This window comes from Blastococcus goldschmidtiae, from assembly GCF_031845325.1.
In the GTDB taxonomy this organism is placed as follows: Bacteria; Actinomycetota; Actinomycetes; order Mycobacteriales; family Geodermatophilaceae; genus Blastococcus; species Blastococcus goldschmidtiae.
This window is the reverse complement of the sequence record NZ_JAVREI010000007.1, coordinates 45,133-58,944: the sequence shown is the minus strand read 5'-3', so window position 1 is coordinate 58,944 and position 13,812 is coordinate 45,133. Positions and strand designations below refer to the sequence as shown.

General features: G+C 74.5%; 16 protein-coding genes. 6 read left to right on the top strand and 10 right to left on the bottom strand.

Annotated features, from left to right (window positions below):
* Position 1: 1 nt before the first annotated feature.
* The gene (locus RM425_RS11760) at positions 2 to 1,300 is read right to left on the bottom strand and encodes an erythromycin esterase family protein (protein ID WP_311345392.1); all 1,299 of its coding nucleotides are present in this window, start codon (positions 1,298 to 1,300) and stop codon (positions 2 to 4) included.
* A gap of 193 nt (positions 1,301 to 1,493) precedes the next feature.
* Here RM425_RS11760 and RM425_RS11755 point away from each other — a divergent pair, with 193 nt between their 5' ends.
* Positions 1,494 to 2,429 (top strand): GGDEF domain-containing protein, encoded by a 936-nt coding sequence (locus RM425_RS11755; protein ID WP_311345391.1) that lies wholly within the window; start codon positions 1,494 to 1,496, stop codon positions 2,427 to 2,429.
* A 7-nt stretch (positions 2,430 to 2,436) separates the two neighbouring features.
* Here RM425_RS11755 and RM425_RS11750 read toward each other — a convergent pair whose 3' ends face one another.
* Positions 2,437 to 3,246 (bottom strand): SDR family oxidoreductase, encoded by an 810-nt coding sequence (locus tag RM425_RS11750; protein ID WP_311345390.1) that lies wholly within the window; start codon positions 3,244 to 3,246, stop codon positions 2,437 to 2,439.
* Positions 3,247 to 3,327: 81 nt separating this feature from the next.
* Between RM425_RS11750 and RM425_RS11745 the strand changes: the two genes are divergently transcribed.
* Positions 3,328 to 3,945 (top strand): CAP domain-containing protein, encoded by a 618-nt coding sequence (locus RM425_RS11745; protein ID WP_311345389.1) that lies wholly within the window; start codon positions 3,328 to 3,330, stop codon positions 3,943 to 3,945.
* Here the strand turns inward: RM425_RS11745 and RM425_RS11740 are convergent.
* Positions 3,878 to 4,912: a helix-turn-helix transcriptional regulator gene (locus tag RM425_RS11740; protein WP_311345388.1), complete on the bottom strand. Its 1,035-nt coding sequence runs from the start codon at positions 4,910 to 4,912 to the stop codon at positions 3,878 to 3,880. The two genes, RM425_RS11745 and RM425_RS11740, sit on opposite strands and share 68 nt — an antisense overlap.
* Before the next feature lie 92 nt (positions 4,913 to 5,004).
* Between RM425_RS11740 and RM425_RS11735 the strand changes: the two genes are divergently transcribed.
* The gene (locus RM425_RS11735; protein ID WP_311345387.1) at positions 5,005 to 5,520 is read left to right on the top strand and encodes a DinB family protein; all 516 of its coding nucleotides are present in this window, start codon (positions 5,005 to 5,007) and stop codon (positions 5,518 to 5,520) included.
* A gap of 15 nt (positions 5,521 to 5,535) precedes the next feature.
* Here the strand turns inward: RM425_RS11735 and RM425_RS11730 are convergent, their stop codons facing one another.
* From RM425_RS11730 to RM425_RS11720, 3 genes are all read right to left on the bottom strand, one after another.
* Positions 5,536 to 6,480 (bottom strand): hypothetical protein, encoded by a 945-nt coding sequence (locus RM425_RS11730; protein ID WP_311345386.1) that lies wholly within the window; start codon positions 6,478 to 6,480, stop codon positions 5,536 to 5,538.
* 72 nt (positions 6,481 to 6,552) lie between these two features.
* A complete protein-coding gene (locus RM425_RS11725; protein ID WP_311345385.1) occupies positions 6,553 to 8,028 on the bottom strand; it encodes a GntP family permease in 1,476 nt (491 codons plus the stop codon).
* Positions 8,029 to 8,160: 132 nt separating this feature from the next.
* Positions 8,161 to 8,643: an ArsI/CadI family heavy metal resistance metalloenzyme gene (locus RM425_RS11720; protein ID WP_311345384.1), complete on the bottom strand. Its 483-nt coding sequence runs from the start codon at positions 8,641 to 8,643 to the stop codon at positions 8,161 to 8,163.
* A 133-nt stretch (positions 8,644 to 8,776) separates the two neighbouring features.
* Here RM425_RS11720 and RM425_RS11715 point away from each other — a divergent pair, with 133 nt between their 5' ends.
* From RM425_RS11715 to RM425_RS11705, 3 genes are read left to right on the top strand one after another with little or no spacing between them, the layout of a single operon-like run.
* Positions 8,777 to 9,121 carry a metalloregulator ArsR/SmtB family transcription factor gene (locus RM425_RS11715; protein WP_311345383.1) on the top strand — a complete coding sequence of 115 codons (345 nt, stop codon included), beginning with the start codon at positions 8,777 to 8,779 and terminating at the stop codon, positions 9,119 to 9,121.
* Positions 9,118 to 10,242 (top strand): ACR3 family arsenite efflux transporter, encoded by a 1,125-nt coding sequence (arsB, locus tag RM425_RS11710; RefSeq protein ID WP_311345382.1) that lies wholly within the window; start codon positions 9,118 to 9,120, stop codon positions 10,240 to 10,242. Before RM425_RS11715 ends, arsB begins: the two co-directional genes overlap by 4 nt.
* Positions 10,239 to 10,649 carry an arsenate reductase ArsC gene (locus RM425_RS11705; RefSeq protein WP_311345381.1) on the top strand — a complete coding sequence of 137 codons (411 nt, stop codon included), beginning with the start codon at positions 10,239 to 10,241 and terminating at the stop codon, positions 10,647 to 10,649. The genes arsB and RM425_RS11705 overlap by 4 nt, the downstream gene beginning before the upstream one ends.
* Here the strand turns inward: RM425_RS11705 and RM425_RS11700 are convergent.
* From RM425_RS11700 to RM425_RS11685, 4 genes are all read right to left on the bottom strand, one after another.
* On the bottom strand, positions 10,633 to 11,169 hold the full coding sequence (locus RM425_RS11700) for a DUF4334 domain-containing protein (protein ID WP_311345380.1): 537 nt from the start codon (positions 11,167 to 11,169) through the stop codon (positions 10,633 to 10,635). The two genes, RM425_RS11705 and RM425_RS11700, sit on opposite strands and share 17 nt — an antisense overlap.
* Before the next feature lie 10 nt (positions 11,170 to 11,179).
* Positions 11,180 to 11,389 (bottom strand): DUF4177 domain-containing protein, encoded by a 210-nt coding sequence (locus tag RM425_RS11695; RefSeq protein ID WP_311345379.1) that lies wholly within the window; start codon positions 11,387 to 11,389, stop codon positions 11,180 to 11,182.
* A gap of 71 nt (positions 11,390 to 11,460) precedes the next feature.
* The gene (locus tag RM425_RS11690; protein WP_311345378.1) at positions 11,461 to 13,575 is read right to left on the bottom strand and encodes a glycosyltransferase; all 2,115 of its coding nucleotides are present in this window, start codon (positions 13,573 to 13,575) and stop codon (positions 11,461 to 11,463) included.
* A 66-nt stretch (positions 13,576 to 13,641) separates the two neighbouring features.
* Entirely contained in the window at positions 13,642 to 13,797 is a 156-nt protein-coding gene (locus RM425_RS11685; protein WP_311345377.1) for a hypothetical protein, read from the bottom strand.
* Positions 13,798 to 13,812: the final 15 nt, after the last annotated feature.

The following is a 13,812-nucleotide window of genomic DNA, read 5'->3' as shown; positions in this document are numbered from 1 at the left end:
CTCACACCCCCTCGGACGCCAGGGGGACGTGCTCGTCCGGCCGCTCGAGGTGGAGCGGCTGGAGCGGTGAGGTGTGCTCCAGGTGGAGGAATGCGTCGTAGCGCTCGCCGAGCACCGTCGGCACGTAGTTCCCCCACCTCTCCCGCTCCGGCCGGTACACCACGCCGATGGCACGGTGGTCCAGCCGCCGGTCCAGCCACCCCGGCCGCTCCCCGCCGGGCACGACGACCAGGGAGTCCTCCCCCACCGCGTCGTGCAGCAGCGCCTCCAGGCTTCCCGCCCGCACCGGGGGCACGGACATCCGCGCCATCTGCGCGCCCCACTCGGCGCCGGCGATCACCCCGCCGCGGTGGCCGCCGAACCCGACCAGGACGACGTCGTCGGTCCCGTGCCGTTCCCGCAGCAGCTGGCCGACGTTGACCATGCCGCCGCCGGCCATGTCGGTCGCCCGGGCGTCCCCGATGTGGGTGTTGTGCTCCCACACCACCACCTTGCCGCCGGTGTGCTCCAGGAGCCGGTCGAGGACGTCGACCATGTGCACGTCCCGCACGTTCCAGGACTCCGCGGAGCCCTGCACCATCGCCCGGTAGTAGCGCTCGGCGTCCACCACGACGGCAGCGTTCTGCTCGGCGGCGAACCGGGCCTCGGGGTCCTCCTCCGCCTCCGCCCGTCCACGGTCCTCGCACAGCGCTCGCAGCACCTCGACCGCCGCGTCCTCGCAGGACGTGGGCGAGAAGCGGTGGGCGAACGCGTACTCGGCGCCGTCCTCGCCGTAGGGCTCGAAGCAGGCCAGCGCGCGCCGGGCCCGGGCGACGTGGCCGGGCTCGTTCTGCTCCAGCCAGCCGATCAGCTCGTGCATGGAGTCCCACAGGCTGTAGACGTCCAGGCCGTAGAACCCGACCCGGTCGCCGTCGGACCGGTCGGCGTTGTACCGGCGCAGCCACCGGCAGAAGTCGACGACGTCGTCGTTGGCCCACATCCAGGTCGGCCAGCGGGCGAAGGCGTCGAGCGCGTCGCGCGGGTCCTCGTCCGCGCCCGGCAGCAGCCGCACGCTCCGGTTCACCCGGTAGCAGTCGGGCCAGTCCCCCTCGACGGCGACGACGGCGAACCCGCGCTCCTCGATCAGCCGGCGGGTGAGGGCGGCCCGCCAGGCGTAGTACTCGTGGGTGCCGTGGCTGGCCTCGCCCACCGCCACGATGCGTGCGTCCCCGATGCGCTCCAGCAGCGGGTCGAGGTCACGGGCGTTCCTCAGCGGCCGTGCGAGCGCGCGCACCTGACGCCGGTCCTCGTCCTCGGGCATCGCCCCTCCCCTCCGTCGCCGTCCGGGCGTCCGGACGCGTACCCGATCCGGGATCACCGCACCCTCCGGCGGGCCGGTGCGTTCCTCCGGGTGGGGTCCCGGCACACGCACGCCGGTCCGGTCCTCCCCCGGCCGGGGCATCCCGACTGCGGAGCTGTACCCGGGACCCCCACGCGACCGGGAGGATGCGGGCATGGATGGCCAACGCAGGGCGCCGGCGGCAACGCTCCTGGCGGCGCTCTACGTCGTCAGCGGAGTGCTCTGCTTCGCGGGTGCGGCCCGGCCGCTCGACCCGGACACACCCGTCGGCCTGCTCTGGGCGCTGGGCACCGTCGGTCTGGTGGTCGGCGCCGGGATCGCCGCGCTGGGCCGGGATCTGCGCCCGTGGGTGATCCACTGCGCGCTCGCCCTGCTGTCCGTGCTCATCGGCGTGCTCGCCTGGCGCTCGGCCACACCCGTCGGCGTCGTGGGCCTCGGCCCGGCGATGATCGCCGTTGCGCTCTGCGCCGCCCACGTCCTCGCCCTGCCGGCGGTGCGCGTGCACGCCGGTCTCCTGGTCGTCGCGGCCAGTGCCGGCGCCGCGGCCGCGGAGCCGTCGGGCTTCCTCCAGCCGTGGTTGGCCCTGGTCGTCACGGTCCTCGCGCTGGCCGAGGCGCAGGGCCGCCTGGCCCGCCGGCTGCGCAACGCCGCCGACACCGATCCGCTCACCGGTGTCGCGAACCGACGCGCCTGGGAGGCCGAGACCTCCCGCCACCTGGCCGGCGCGCTGCGCAGCGGCGAGCCGCTGAGCGTGGCCATCCTGGACCTCGACGACTTCAAGACGGTCAACGACCGGGACGGGCACGGCGCCGGCGACGCGCTGCTCCGCGAGCTGGCCGCGGGCTGGACCAGCCGGCTGCGCCGGGCCGATCTGCTCGGCCGCTACGGCGGGGACGAGTTCGTGCTCTGCCTGCCCGCCACCGACGAGCGCGGCGCCCGGGAGCTGCTGGCCCGGCTGGAGGAGACGCACGACTTCCGGTGGTCGGTGGGCCTGGCCACGCTCGAGCCGGGCGACACGCTGGCCGGCGTGCTGCAGCGGGCCGACGCGGACCTCTACACCCGCAAGCGCGCCGGCCGCCGGGCGGGCTGACCGCCCGTCAGGTCTCGACGGCGCGCCACCGGCCGGTCTCCAGGTGCGAGCCGGCCATCGGGCCCATCTCCAGCATGCCGCCGTCCACCGCCCAGGACGCCCCGGTGACGTAGCCGGCCGCGGGCGAGACGAGGAAGGCCACGACCGCCGCGACCTCCCGGGCGTCGCCGGGCCGGCCGAGCGGCACGCCGGGCCGGTCGTGCCCGGGCGCGGTCGGGTCCTCGTCCTCCTGGCCGGTCATGGCGGTCGCGATCTCGCCGGGCGCGACGGCGTTGACGGTGATGCCGTGCTCGGCCAGCTCCAGCGCGGCGACCTTGGTGAGCAGCCCCAGACCGCCCTTGGCGGCGCAGTAGGCGGCTGCGCCCACCCGCGGCGCGTGCTCGTGGACGCTGGTGATGTTCACGATCCGCCCGCCCCGGCCGGCGGCCACCATGCGTCGGGCGGCCCGCTGCAGGCAGAGGAACGCGCCGTCGAGGTCGGTGGCCAGCACCTCCCGCCAGGTGTCCAGGTCCAGCTCCAGGAGCGGGGTGCGGTGCCCGGTGCCGGCGTCGTTGACCAGGACGTCGACCCCGCCCAGCGCCTCCGCCAGGTCGTCGACGACGTCGGCGGCCCCGGGCAGGCGGGTCAGGTCCAGGTGCCGCACCTCCGCACGCCGGCCCAGCGCCCGCACCTGCTCGGCGGTGGCCTCCGCGTCCGCCTGCTCCCGGTACCAGGTGATGCCGATGTCGCAGCCCTGCTCGGCGAGGGCCACGGCGGTGGCCCGCCCGATCCCCGACTCCGATCCGGTGATGATCGCGATCCGCGGGTTGTCGCCCATGCGGCGACGCTAGCGAGGGCCGGTCCGACCCGCAGCACGTCGGTCGGGGGTGGCCGGGCCCACTGCGGGTACGGGTACCTGATGTCGCGAACCCGGCCGGCGCTGCTGGCGCTGCTGCTCGTCCTCCTGGCGACGACGGGCTGCGTCGTGGTCCAGAACGGGTCGGTGGGGGCGGTGGCCACCGCCCCGGCGCCCGGCACACCGCCCGGCGACGGCCCGGACGGTCCGGCCGAGGAGCGCATGGCGCGCGCCCTCTTCGACCGGGTCAACGCCGAGCGGGAGGCCCGCGGGTTGGGACCGGTGGCGTGGGACGGCGCCCTCGCCGAGGTCGCCGCCGACTGGAGCGAGGCGATGGCCGGGACCGGCGTCCTCGAGCACCAGGACATGCGGTCCCTGCTGGACCGGGACGAGCTCGACGGCTTCTCCGGGGTCGGGGAGAACATCTTCACCGCCTCCGGGCCGGTGCCCGCGGGCGTCGCCCACGTGGGATGGATGCGCTCGGACGGGCACCGGGCCAACGTGCTCAACCCCGGGTGGAACCGGCTGGGGATCGGGGTGTTCTGCGCTCCCGACGGCTCGACGTGGGCCACCCAGCAGTTCGGCCGCACCATCGACGCCGACCGCGCGCAGGTCAGTGACGCGACCCCGCCGACCGAGCCGATCGCGCGCCCGGAGGAGGACGGTCCCTCCTGCGGCTGACGGGGACGGCGCGCTCCGCGGCACGGTCGAACCGGGCGGCCCACTCCGCCAGCAGGTCCCGCAGCGCGGGCGGGTCGAGCACGGTGAACTCCGCCTCGACGCTGCCCAGCGCGAGAGCGGCCCAGGTCAGGTCGTAGGTCTCCATGCGCATCAGGCACCGCCCGCCGCTCTGCTCCGTCACCGTCGCCCACGGTCCGACCCGACGGCGGACGTCGACGGCGGAGGCGTCCACCAGCACCACCACCACGTGCGCCGCCGACCGTGCGTCGGTCCCGCGGCGGACGAAGGCGGCGGCGTCCTCGGCGGGGAGGGGCCGCGGCGCGAAGCGCTGCCCGGTCCCCCGCGGCGCGGTGAGCCGGTCGAGCCGGAAGCTGCACCAGTCGCCCCGGCCGAGGTCGTAGGCGACCAGGTACCACCGCCGCCCCATGGCGACGAGCCGGAAGGGCTCGGTCAGCCGCTCGGTGCGGGCGCCGTCCGCGGCCGTGTAGGAGAACTCCAGCCGCTCGGTGTCGCGGCAGGCGGCCGCGGCGGCGACGAGGACCTGGGGATCGACCACAGCGCCCGCGGCTCCACCCGGGGCGGGCACGGTCATGGCGCCCAGCGCCTCGGCCCGGCGCCGGAGCCGGGCGGGGAGCACCTGGACGACGGTGGTCAGCGCCCGGACCGACGCCTCGGCCATCCCGGCGACGGCGCTCTGCGCGGCCGCCTGCAGGCCGACGGTCAGGGCCACCGCCTCGTCGTCGTCCAGGAGAAGGGGCGGCAGGGACGCGCCGGGGGCCAGCCGGTAGCCGCCGTCCACCCCTGGCTGCGCGTCGACCGGGTAGCCGATCTCGCGCAGACGCTCCACGTCGCGCCGGAGGGTGCGCAGCGAGATACCCAGGCGCCCGGCCAGGTCACCGCCGGCCCAGTGCCGGCGCTGCTGCAGCAGGGAGAGCAGCCGCAGCGTGCGATCTCCTGGTCCGGTCATGGACCGAGATCCTTCCCCATTGCGGTCAGGATCTGTCACCAATCCCTCCTAGCGTCGTGGGTGACCGAACCAGCCGGCCGGAAGGACCCCCGATGACCACCTCCACCCTGACCACCGAGCGCGCGGACCTGCTCGAGCTGCTGCAGGCCCACCGGCACTTCCTCCGCTTCACCCTCCAGGACCTCACCGACGAGCAGGCCCGGCAGCGGACGACGGTCAGCGAGCTCACCCTCGGCGGCCTGATCAAGCATGTCGCGCGGACCGAGGCGGGCTGGGCGCAGTTCGCCGTCGAGGGGCCGGAGGCGATGGCCGCACCGCAGGACGAGGCCGGCTACGCCGACTGGGCCGACGGCCACCGGTTGCTGCCCGGCGAGACGCTGGCGGGCGTCCTCGCCGAGTACGAGGAGGTGGCCGCCCGCACCGACGAGCTGGTGAGCACCCTGGACCTGGACGCCTCCTTCCCGCTGCCCGAGGCGCCCTGGTTCCCGCCGGGAGCGCAGCGCTCGGTGCGGCGGACGTTCCTGCACATCGCCGCGGAGACCGCCCAGCACGCCGGGCACGCCGACATCCTGCGGGAGTCCCTGGACGGTCAGAAGACGATGGGCTGAGTCCTCGCCGAGGAGTCAGTCGTCGCCGAGTGCGGCCAGGTGTGCGGCGGCACGGTCGCGGGCCTCCGCCGCCTCGGCCGCCTCCCGTTCCGCGGCCGCGCAGCGGCGCTCCTCCCGCTTCAGCGCGGCCGCGGCCTCGGCCGCCGCGCGCTCGGCGTCGGCCAGCTGGTCGGCGAGCTCGTCCACCCGCTCCTGCAGCTCGCTCCGCCGGGCGGCGAGCTCGTCGGTCCGCTGCCGCTGCTCCTCCAGGGCGGACTCCGCCTCCCCGGCGGCGGCCGCGGCCTCCTCCGCCGCGGCGCGGGCCTCGGCCAGCTCGCGACGCCGCTTCTCCTCCGCGGCGCGCCGACGTTCCTCCTGCTCGCGGGCCCGGCGGTCGGCGGCCGACTCCCCCGTCGGCTCCTTCTTCGGGGCGGGGGCCCGCACGGGCTTCGCGGTGCGCTCGGCCCTGCGCGCCGGGTGCACGAGCCGGAGATCGGGCTTCGACACCGTCGTCCCCAGGCCGCTGTAGGACATCGGCGAGGTGAGCCGGCCGGTCAGCAGCGCCCGTCCGGCGTCCGGGTCGGCCATGGCGGCACGCAGCGTCGCCTCGATCTGGTTGGCCACGGCCGCGCTGACCGGGTGGCCGCCACCGGCGGCCAGGCCCCTCGCCTGGCGGGTCAGGGCGGTGACCAGCTGGCGGCGCTGGACGTCGAGTGCGCGCAGCTGGTCACCGGCCAGGTTCTCCTGGGCCTCGCGCAGCAGGTCACCGAGCTCGACGAGGTTCTCGATCTCCTCGCGGTGCTCCCGGACCAGCAGGTTGCACGCCCAGGCGGCGGCCGGGGGCTTGGGCAGCGCCCCGATCTCCTTGGCCAGCGCCTTGTCACCGTCGGACTTCGCCTCGTCCTGGCGCGCTTTCCTCAGGGCGATGAAGTCCTCCGGCGGGACGGCGTACAGCTCGTCGGCCACCTCGTCCAGGTCCACGCCGCCGACCCTGCCAGAGCCGCGACCGGCCGCACCCGCGAGCGTGGTCCGCGGGAGCGCCAACCGGCCCGGTCAGACGACCAGGCTGAGCAGCGCGGCGATGGTGAACCCGACCACGCCGATCAGGGTCTCCATCACCGTCCAGGTGCGCAGCGTCGTGGCGACGTCCATCTTGAGGAACCGGCCGACCAGCCAGAAACCCGAGTCGTTGACGTGCGAGAGCACCGTGGCGCCGCAGGCGATCGCGATGACGACGAGGGCGATGTCCAGCTCGGACAGGTCGGCGGCGGCGACGGCGGGTGCGATGAGCGCAGCGGTGGTCAGCAGGGCGACGGTGGCCGAGCCCTGGGCCACCCGCAGGCAGGTGGCGATGACGAAGGCGGCCACGATCACCGGCAGGCCCAGTCCCTCCAGGCTGTCGGCGAGGGCAGCACCGATGCCGCTGGCCCGCAGCACGCCACCGAACATGCCCCCGGCGCCGGTGATCAGGATGATGGCGCAGACCGGGGCGAGCGAGGAGTTGAGCAGCTCCTCGACCTCGCCCCGCGAGAACCGCTCCCGGCTCAGCACGACGGCGGCGACCAGGACCGTGATGAGCAGGGCCACCGGCGTCTGGCCGACGAGGCGCAGCGCGACGACCCACGTCGCGTCGCCGTCCACCGCCCCGGTGGTGGCCAGCGTGTTCAGCCCGGTGTTGAACAGGATGAGCACGAGGGGCAGCAGGAGCAGCGACAGCACGGTGCTGAACTGCGGCGCCGTCCGCACCGGCCGGCGGGTGTCGACGCCCGCGCCGGCCGGAGCGGCACCACCGAAGCCGGGGACGTCGTCGCCCTCTCCCTCGTCCACCGTGCCGCCGGGCAGCCGCTCGGCGGGGCCGTGCCCCGCGCTGAACGCGTCGGGCACCGGCAGCGGGAACCGGTGGCCGGCCCACTTGCTGAACAGGTAGGAGGCGATGTACCAGGTGGGCAGCCCGACCACCAGGCCCACGACGACCAGCAGGCCGATGTTCGCTCCCAGGATCTCGCCGGCGCCGACGGGCCCCGGGTGCGGGGGGACGAAGGCGTGCATGACGGCGAACGCGCCGGCCGACGGGAGCGCGTACAGCAGCACCGAGCCGCCGAACTTCCGGGCGACGGTGAAGATGATCGGGAGGAAGACGACGAACCCGGCGTCGAAGAAGATCGGGAACCCGAAGAGCAGCGACGCGACACCGAGGGCGAGCGGAGCCCGCTTCTCGCCGAACCGGTTGATCAGGGTGTCGGCGAGCACCGTGGCGCCACCGGTCACCTCGAGCAACTTGCCGATCATGGCGCCCAGCCCCACCAGCAGGGCCACGGCGGCGAGGGTGGAACCGAACCCGGCGAGCAGCGTGTCGACGACGTCGGCCGTCGGGATGCCGGTGGCCAGCGCGGTGAGCAGGCTGACCAGGACCAGGGCCACGAAGGCGTGGACCTTGAGGGTCATGACCAGTACGAGCAGCAGGGCCACGGCGCCGAGTGCGATCGCCAGCAGCGGTCCTGTTCCCAGCGTCGGGACGACGTCCTCCATGGCGGGCCTCTCAGGTCGACGGTGACGGCCGTTCGCTGCCGTGGGTCGGGTCACCTTCCCAACAGGGATGGCGATCAGCAAGCCGCGCCGACGTCTCGCCGGAGGCCCGCCGACGAGGGGTGGTCGAGCCGCTCAGCAACAGGCGGCGGCGACCTGTCCCTCGGCCGCCGGTTCCACCGGGCTGCAGCAGGTGCCGTCCCCGGCGACGGCGGACAGCCCGAGGTCGGTCTGCCCCTCGAGGTCGGGGCGGGCGTCGCCGGTGACGGTGTAGACCTCCCACGGTTCACCGCCCGGGCCGGTCACCCACACCTTGTCCTGGACGGCGTAGCAGCAGGTGGTGTCGTCCTCGATCCGCGTGGCCAGCCCGGCGTCGGCCAGCCGGTTCGTCGCGGCGGCGACCTCGTCGGTGGAGGCCACCTCGACGCCCAGGTCGTCCATGCGGGTGGGCTCGCCGGCCTCGCCCTCCAGCAGCACCAGCTTCAGGGGCGGCTCGGCGACGGCGAAGTTGGCGTAGCCGGGGCGGCGCTTGGCCGGCTCGGTGTCGAACAGCCGGGAGTAGAACGCGACGGCGGCGTCGAGGTCGGCGACGCGAAGGGCGAGCTGGACACGGGACACGGAAACCTCCTGGGGAGAAGGACATCGACGGACGTCGATGTCTGGACACCGAATGAACATCGGACATCGATGCTTGTCAATACGATGCGCATCGTTACGATGGCGGGCGATGTCTGCGAACGAGGAGACGACCATGAGCGATCCCGGCCTGGCGTGCTGCACGCCGCTGTCCGGCACGGCGATGTCCGCCGACCAGGCCGAGCAGGTGGCCCCGCTGCTCAAGGCGCTCGCCGACCCGGTCCGGCTCCGACTGGTCAGCCTGATCGCCTCCAGCGCGACCGGTGAGGCCTGCGTCTGCGACCTGGGCGGCGCCTTCGACCTCACCCAGGCGACGATCAGCCACCACCTCAAGGTGCTGCACTCCGCCGGCCTGCTCGACCGCGACAAGCGCGGCGTGTGGGTCTACTACGCGGTCCGCCCCGAGGCGCTGACCGCCGTCGCCAGCCTCTTCTCCACCTCCGCGCTGGCCCCGGCATGAGCGACGCCGTCCGCGAGACCGCCCGGGCCGATGTCCCCGACGACGCCCCGGTCCTGCAGAAGCTCTCCGCGCTGGACCGGTTCCTGCCGGTCTGGATCCTCGCCGCGATGGCCCTCGGCCTGGCCCTGGGCCGCTGGGTGCCGGGTGTGGACGACGCCCTGAGCGCCGTGGAGATCGGAAACGTCAGCCTGCCGATCGCCGTCGGCCTGCTGCTGATGATGTACCCGGTGCTGGCCAAGGTGCGGTACTCCGAGATCGACCGGGTCACCGGCGACCGCAAGCTCCTGGCCGCGAGCCTGGTGCTCAACTGGGTGCTGGGCCCGGCCCTGATGTTCGCCCTGGCCTGGCTGCTGCTGCCCGACCTCCCCGAGTACCGGACCGGCCTGATCATCGTGGGTCTGGCCCGCTGCATCGCGATGGTGCTGATCTGGAACGACCTGTCCTGCGGCGACCGCGAGGCCGGTGCCGTGCTGGTGGCGATCAACTCGGTGTTCCAGATCGTCGCCTTCGCCGCGCTCGGCTGGTTCTACCTGCAGGTGCTGCCCGGCTGGCTCGGCCTGTCGACGACGTCGGCGGAGTTCAGCTTCTGGGCGATCGTGGTCTCGGTGCTGGTCTTCCTCGGGATCCCGCTGGTGGCCGGCTTCCTCACCCGCACGATCGGCGAGCGCCGCCGCGGCCGCGCCTGGTACGAGGGGACGTTCCTCCCGCGCATCGGCCCGGTCGCGCTCTACGGCCTGCTCTTCACGATCGTCATGCTCTTCGCGCTGCAGGGCGACGCGATCACCTCGAACCCCTGGGACGTCGCCCGGATCGCGCTGCCGCTGCTGGCCTACTTCGCGCTGATGTTCGGCGGCTCGTTCCTGCTCGGCATGCGGCTCGGGCTCGGCTACGCCAAGACCGCGACGCTGGCCTTCACCGCCGCGGGCAACAACTTCGAGCTGGCCATCGCCGTCGCGATCGGCACCTTCGGCGTCACCAGCGGGCAGGCGCTGGCCGGCGTCGTGGGCCCGCTGATCGAGGTGCCCGTCCTGGTCGGGCTCGTGTACGTCTCGCTCTGGGCCGCGCGGCGCTGGTTCCCCGGCGACCCCACCGTCCCTGTCACCGCGAGGAGCACCCCGTGAGCACCCCCAGCGTCCTGTTCGTCTGCGTGCACAACGCCGGTCGCTCGCAGATGGCCGCCGGCTGGCTGCGGCACCTGGCCGGCGACGCCGTCGAGGTCCGGTCGGCCGGTTCCGTGCCCGGTGACCGGGTCAACCCGTCCGCGGTGCAGGCGATGACGGAGGTCGGCATCGACATCTCCGACCAGCGGCCCAAGGTGCTCACCACCGACGCCGTCGAGGCCTCCGACATCGTGATCACCATGGGCTGCGGCGACGCCTGCCCGATCTTCCCGGGCAAGCGCTACCTGGACTGGGCGCTGGAGGACCCGGCCGGCAAGGGCGTGGAGTCCGTGCGCCCGATCCGCGACGAGATCGAGGAGCGGATCCGCGGGCTGCTCGCCGAGCTCGGGGTCAGCGTTCCCGCCTGAGCACGAAGAAGAACGGCGCGGGCAGTCCGCGCAGGTCCATGAGGCCGAGCCGCACGTCGTCCGACACCCACCGGAAGACGTCGATGATCGGCAGCGCGTCGTAGACCATCGCCGCGGTCGGCACACCGCGGTGCTCGACCGACCGCAGCCGGGCCCGCGGCTGCGACGTCGTCACCAGCGGACGGGCGAGGCGGAACGCCGTCCGCGCCGCCCGGGAGTGGGCCAGGCCGGGGCGGTCGCGCAGCACCCCGATCGGCACCAGCGCCGGGTCGACCGGCCGCGGGCCGGAGCGGGTGGCGAACAGCAGGGGGTGCACCCGCTCGCCGTCGAGGAACTCCTTGCCGTACCAGCCGTAGGCCTCGATCAGGCCGTCCAGCGCCGACCCGGTGGGCAGCCCGCTCCCCCGCCAGCGGCCCAGCATGTCCGTCGGCACCACGGCGTCGAGCGCGTCGAAGAAGGCCAGCGCCTCCCGCGCGGAGGCGCCGGCCCCGTGCTCGGCCAGCCACTGGTCGGGCTTCACCGGCAGTACGTCACGCCACCGGTCGCTCGAAGGTCACCAGCACGCCGTCGACACCGCCCGGGCCGATGCGGCCCTTCACCTCCACGGAGGTGATCGCCTTGAGCTGCCAACCCTCGCGGGCGTGCTCGTTGAGCACCTTCTCCAGCTTCCCGCCGGACATCTTGCCGCCGATCATCCCCTCGCGGATCTCCTCGACCTTGTACTCGTACCGCGCTGCCATGGCCGCTCCGTCCGTCGTCGTGGACCACCCACCCTGCCGGGCCGGGCCCTCCGTGGCGAGGTGGGCGGCCGTCAGCCGCGGACGACGGCCAGTGCGCGCTCGAGCTCCGGCGTCAGCCGCGGGATCGGCTGGGTGTCACCCGGCCGCGGAGTGCCGTCCGGCGGTACCACCACGGGGCTGCGCATGGCCATCGCCACGGCGTCGGGATGGACGCGGGCGGCCGGGACGCGTCCCGCGGGGACCGGCCGGTCCCCACCGGTGGACGGCACCACCGCGGACGCCGCCCACCGCGCGGCACCGGCGCCGAACGCCGTCGCCGACAGCGCGGCCAGCTCGGCCCACTGGCGCCCCACGAACTGCAGCCGGTGGACGTCGCCCTCCCGCGAGCGGACGGTGGCCCGGAACACCACGTGCGCGGCGCGGTCGGGCACCCGGATGGCCAGTTCCACCTCGGCGCCGACCGCGGCGCCGACCCCTCGTACGCGCACCTGCGCGCCGCCCAGGGAGACGTCGACCAGCCGGGCCGGGGCCCCGTCGACGACCGCGGGCATCGCGGCGGGGAACCGGTGCCCCTCCCGGCGCTCGGCGGAGAAGCGCGGATCGCGGATGCGCCGGATCCCGGCCAGCACGAAGCCCAGGGTGGCTCCGACCCAGAAGACGGGGATCAGCGTCGCCGCACCGCCCCGGTGCTCGGTCGGCGTCCAGCCGGCGACGCTCGCCGCCGTGTACAGCAGGGCGCCACCGAGGACCGCGGCGAGCACGAGCAGCACCCACGGCACCCGGGCGCGGGTGCGCTCGTCACCGGTGCGGCCCTTGGCCGTGACGGCGAAGCGGCCGGTCCCACGGCGCACGAGCGTGAGAGTGGCGGCCAGGTTGGACGGCAGCCGCACGACCTCGAAGAGGAGGGAGAACCGGGCCGGGGCGAACCCGCGGGACACCAGCGTGAGCGCCACCTGCTGCAGCAGGAACGGCACGCCCGCCATGACCGCGAACTGCAGCGGCGGCGCGTGCACCGGGAAGAGCCCGGTGACCAGGACCGCGACCGGCACGAGCGCCAGGCCGAGGGTCCGCCAGGAGTCGAACCACGCCGACAGCGAGTAGATGTACCCGAGCCGCTGGCGGGGCGTGAGGCCGGAGGCGGTGAGCGGGTTGTCGTGCCGCAGCACCTGCATGGAGCCCCGACCCCACCGGCGCCGTTGCGCGTAGAAGGCGTCCGGGCTGCCGGCCGCGAGCCCCCGGGCGAGCACCTCGTTGTGGTAAGCGCTCCGCCAGCCGGCGCGGTGCAGCTTCATCGTGGTGTGGAAGTCCTCGGTGAGCGACTCCGTCGCCACCCCGCCGATGCTGCGCAGCGCGTCAGCCCGCAGGACGGCGTTCGTGCCGCACCAGAAGGCGGCGCCGGCGTGGTGCTTCCCCGGCTGGATGACCCGGTAGAACAGCGCCTCCTCGTGCAGGTCCATGCCCGGGCGCAGGTGCTCGAAGGAACTCGTGTTGTAGAAGTGCTGGGGCGTCTGCACCAGCGCCACCCGCTCGTCGGCGAAGTAGGGCACGGTGCGGACGAGGAACTGCGGGTCGGGCACGTGGTCGGCGTCGAACACCGCGATCAGGTCGGTCTCCACCAGCGCCAGCGCGTGGTTGAGGTTCCCGGCCTTCGCGTGGTCGTGCACGGGGCGGCTGACGTACCGGGCGCCCAGCGCGGTCACCATCTCCTCGACCTCGAGGCGGTCGCCGTCGTCGAGCACCCACGTCTCGTGGTCGCCCTCCATCGCCAGGCAGGCGGCGACCGTGGGCAGCAGCACGTCGAGGTGCTCGTTGTACGTCGCGATGAGCACCGTGACCGACGGCGGTGGCCCCGGGCGCGCGGGCGGGACGGTGGCCGGCGCGACGTTCCACGTCGACAGCACGAACAGGACCAGGCCGACGCCGCCGTAGAGCTCCAGGGCGAGGAACGGCAGGCCGATCCACAGCGCGGCGCCCTCGGGCAGCGTCGCGAGCACCCGCCAGGCGAGGTAGCCGAGGGTGGCCAGCACCGCCGCGACCGCCACGGCGCGCACCACGGCGACCCGGACGGGGCTCTCCGGCGCCGGCAGGCCGTCGCGTGCACCGGTCGGCCGCCCGAGGCCCGCCGCGCCGTACCCGCGCACGGGAAGGACGGCACTGTCGTGGGGTGGGAGGACCGGAGCGCTCACCCCCCAGGCATCGTCACCGCAGGTCGGACGGCACATCCCCCGTCGGGGTGAGTCCCGCCGGGGCGGTCACCCCAGGACGGGCAGCGTCCGCTTCGCCGCGAGCCGGTCCATCCCCGCCTGGATCTGCGCCTCGACCTGGTCGTAGATCTTCTGCACGTAGGCCTGGTCGTCGGCGCGCTCCGGGTCGTCGTCGACCTCGATGCAGGACAACGGCCGCGTCACCCGGAGGTCACGCCA